Annotated in this window: 4 protein-coding genes; 1 reads left to right on the forward strand and 3 read right to left on the reverse strand. The window is 73.5% G+C overall.

The genetic code is table 11. The features are described 5' to 3' along the window. On the forward strand, positions 1-225 hold a 225-nt coding region (locus ACRDP3_RS02470; protein WP_431515132.1), incomplete at its 5' end, for a hypothetical protein. 328 nt (positions 226-553) lie between these two features. Here the strand turns inward: ACRDP3_RS02470 and ACRDP3_RS02475 are convergent. The 3 genes from ACRDP3_RS02475 to ACRDP3_RS02485 all read right to left on the reverse strand — a co-directional run bounded on the left by ACRDP3_RS02475 (position 554) and on the right by ACRDP3_RS02485 (position 2835). Continuing rightward, positions 554-1030, reverse strand: a complete 477-nt coding sequence (locus ACRDP3_RS02475) for a DUF3040 domain-containing protein (protein WP_431515133.1) — start codon at positions 1028-1030, stop codon at positions 554-556. Between the two features lie 252 nt (positions 1031-1282). Further along, complete coding sequence (locus ACRDP3_RS02480; protein WP_431515134.1) at positions 1283-2068, reverse strand: class I SAM-dependent methyltransferase; 786 nt, start codon at positions 2066-2068, stop codon at positions 1283-1285. 140 nt (positions 2069-2208) lie between these two features. Next, positions 2209-2835 carry an SAV_6107 family HEPN domain-containing protein gene (locus ACRDP3_RS02485; protein WP_431515135.1) on the reverse strand — a complete coding sequence of 209 codons (627 nt, stop codon included), beginning with the start codon at positions 2833-2835 and terminating at the stop codon, positions 2209-2211. Positions 2836-3111: the final 276 nt, after the last annotated feature.

The raw sequence follows: 3111 nt of genomic DNA on the forward strand, positions 1-3111 counted from the left end.
GTGGAGCACGTGCTGTACGCGCCCCGGCCGCGGCCGGAGACCGGGGTGGCGGCGGACGTACGCCTGGTGCGGGACGCGCTGAGGACGGCGGCGCCACGCGGCCTGCGGGTGCGGGCACTGCTCCTGCCGCCCTCGACCATTCGGGTGATGTGGCGAGTGTCACGGCGGTGGTCGAGGGCCCGTGAGCGGTGGCGGGGCGCGCTGCGCGTGCGCTTCGCGAAGTAGGCGAAGGCAGACGCGGCGACCGGCCTCAGGGAGAGGCCGGTGCCGTCACGCCACGGCCCAGCGGCAGGTCCCGTCCGAAGACCGCCCGGGCAGGGGGACCGGCAACGTTTGCCCGTTGAGGAGCGTCGTCCAGCATGGGGTCTCCCCGGGCCGCAGGCCCAGGGGACGCGATCGCAAGGCGGCCGGAAGTCCTTGTAGCGGAGCTACCAGGGCTTTCGGCCACCGCTGGGGGTCCCCCCTGGGGGCACCTCCCGGCGCAGCCAGGGGGAGGAGCCAGGGGGAGTGCGTGATGGGCGGCGCGACAGGGCAAAGCTCGCCAGGAGGGGCACTAGCGGCCCTCGTCCCGGCGCCGCTGCCAGCGCTCCTCGATGCGGTTCATCATCGAGCGGCGTGGCCGGGGCTGCCGGCTCCCCTTCGGTCTGGCGGCCCGGGTCGGGGTCTCCCCGGCAGCGCCGGGGGACGTGCCCCCGGCTGCCGCACCGCTCCCGGTGCCGCCTTGGGCTGCACCGCCCTGCTCCTGCTGCTCACCGTTCTTGGGAGCCTTGCGCCAGCCCGTGACCGCCAGCACGGCACAGCCGAGCATGACGAGGAAACCCACGACACTGATCCAGATCTGCTGCGCGACCATTCCGGCCATGAGCAGGGCGATGCCCATCAGAAAGCCAGCGACCGCCTGGTAGACCCGCCTGCGGGTGTACCTGCGCAGCTCACTTCCCTCGAGCGCTGTCGCGAACTTGGGATCTTCGGCGTACAGCGCTCGCTCCATCTGCTCGAGCATGCGCTGCTCGTGCTCAGAGAGCGGCACGGCGTCCTCCTACTCGTCGGTCGCGGGGGCGACCGGATGCGACCTTTCAAGAATAGGCAGGGAATCGTCCCCGTGAAACCCGCCCCTCTGCGCCAATTCCTCCCACCAGGACCGAGATGCCGGACGTCGGCGCGGGACTGTCCATCCGTGCATTCCCGCACCCCCTTCCCGCCATGCCGAGCGGTGTGCCTCGATCATACGGCGGTCAACAGCTGATCGGGTGACCTCCGGTCCACCGGACTTACTGCCCGGTCACTTGTCGCCGGACGGTGCCGGCTCACCCTCGTGGTACCGCGCCTCAGCGAGGACATGCAGCTGACTCGCGACCGCCTGGAAGGCGGGCAGCTCCGAGGCGGCCGTCTCCAGCCGGGCCAGGGCCTCCGCGGCGTCCGGCTCGGTGTCCACCAGCGATCCGGGGACCAGGTCGGCGAAGACGCGGACGCCGTGCACCGCGGCGATCTCCAGGCCGGTGGCGACGACCAGGGCGGTCAGCTGCTCGGCGGTGAAGCGCCGCGGCATCGGGTCGCTCTCGCCCCAGCGGCCGTCGGGTGCGGTGAGAGCCTGCCGGGCTTCGGTGAAGTGACCGGCGAGGGCGCGGCTGAGCACGGCGCCGCCGAGTCCGGCGGCGAGCAGGCTCAGGGTGCCGCCCTCGGGGCGCAGCGCGGCAACGACGTTGCGCAGCCCCTCGGCGGGGTCGTCGACGTGCTCGAGCACGCCGTGGCAGAGGACCACGTCGTAGCCGCCGCGATCGACGACGTCGAAGAGGCCGTGGGCGTCGCCCTGCACACCACGCACCCGGTCCGCCACCTCGGCCTCGGCGGCGCGGCGCTCCAGCCCGAACAGCGCGTTGGGGCTCGGGTCGACGACGGTGACACGGTGACCGAGCCTGGCCACCGGGACCGCGAAGTTGCCGGTGCCGCCGCCGGTGTCGAGTACGTCCAGCGTGTCACGGGCGCTCGCCTTGACCCGCTGGTCGAGGGCGCCTTGCAGTACCTCCCAGACCGCGGCGGTACGGACGGATGCGCTGGGGCGGGACATGGTGGTGCTCCTCGGCGGCTCAGGGGCTGGCAGGCCCCACCTTATGGCCTACGAGCTCCGCCGCGGGCACGGTCGTAACGGCTTGCGGGCGGCGCGCAGCACTCTCCTCACCGGGGCCACCCCGCGTCTCCTCGCCGGGGTCACCCCGCGCGCGGCCGCCGGCTCTCCGGGCGCGCGCGGGGCGGGCGTATCCGGCCCGGGGGACGTGCCGTTGACGCGGCTGCGGGGCCAGGCCCGGCAGGTTCCTCGTCGACAGGGGCGACGCGCGGCTGCGGCAACGCGGGCTGGGACACCAGCATGCGCTCCACCAGGCGCAGGAAGACCCCGGTCTCACGGATCAGGTCGTCGGCGTCGCGCCGGGTGGCCGCGCCCTGTATGCCCGCCTCGGCGAGGGCACGCTTGGCTGCACCGGAGGCGAACAGGACGCTCCACTCCGCCAGTTCGGGTGCCGCCTCCGGGAGCACCTCCCAGGCGCTGCGGATGGCCCGCCTGCGCCGCGCGTTCGTCTCGGGTCTGCCGCGCACGGCGAGCACGGCCGCGGCGGTGCGGAGCGCGGCCAGGTGTGCGGTGGCATACCGCTCGTTCGGCGTCTCCATCGCCGTGGCCTCGTCCAGCCCGTGCTGTGCCTGCGCGAGCAGGTCGAGCGCGGCGGGCGGTGCGGCCGCGCGGCGCAGCACGGGGTGTACGTCGCCCGGGGGCGGGGCGCTCGGCGGGAGGGAGTTGGGGCGCGGGGAGTTCGGGGGCGCTCCCCGAGAGGGTCGCTGCACGGGAACCAACCTCCAGTCGTCGTCTGACGCTTCCGATGAATCGGCCGTATGTGCACATCGTGATGCATGCCACTGACAAACCGTCCCGACCTGCGCGAACAGCCTCCGCATCCCCCGAAAACCCCCTCGCCGGTGCTGCGATACTTTGAACTGACCGGTCAGTTCAATTCAGGTGACGGGGAGGCAGCGGTCATGGGCGAACCAGTCGGCTCCGGCGGGCGCGGCGGCGCGGGCGCCGCCGTCCTCGCCGAGGGCTTCGGACTCGAGGGCCCGCGC

Source organism: Streptomyces sp., assembly GCF_050698815.1.
Classification (GTDB): domain Bacteria; phylum Actinomycetota; class Actinomycetes; order Streptomycetales; family Streptomycetaceae; genus Streptomyces.

Bases quoted from the DNA above. Each gene is read 5' to 3' on its own strand.
- ACRDP3_RS02480 (WP_431515134.1), bottom strand. From the start codon at position 2,068: ATGTCCCGCCCCAGCGCATCCGTCCGTACCGCCGCGGTCTGGGAGGTA.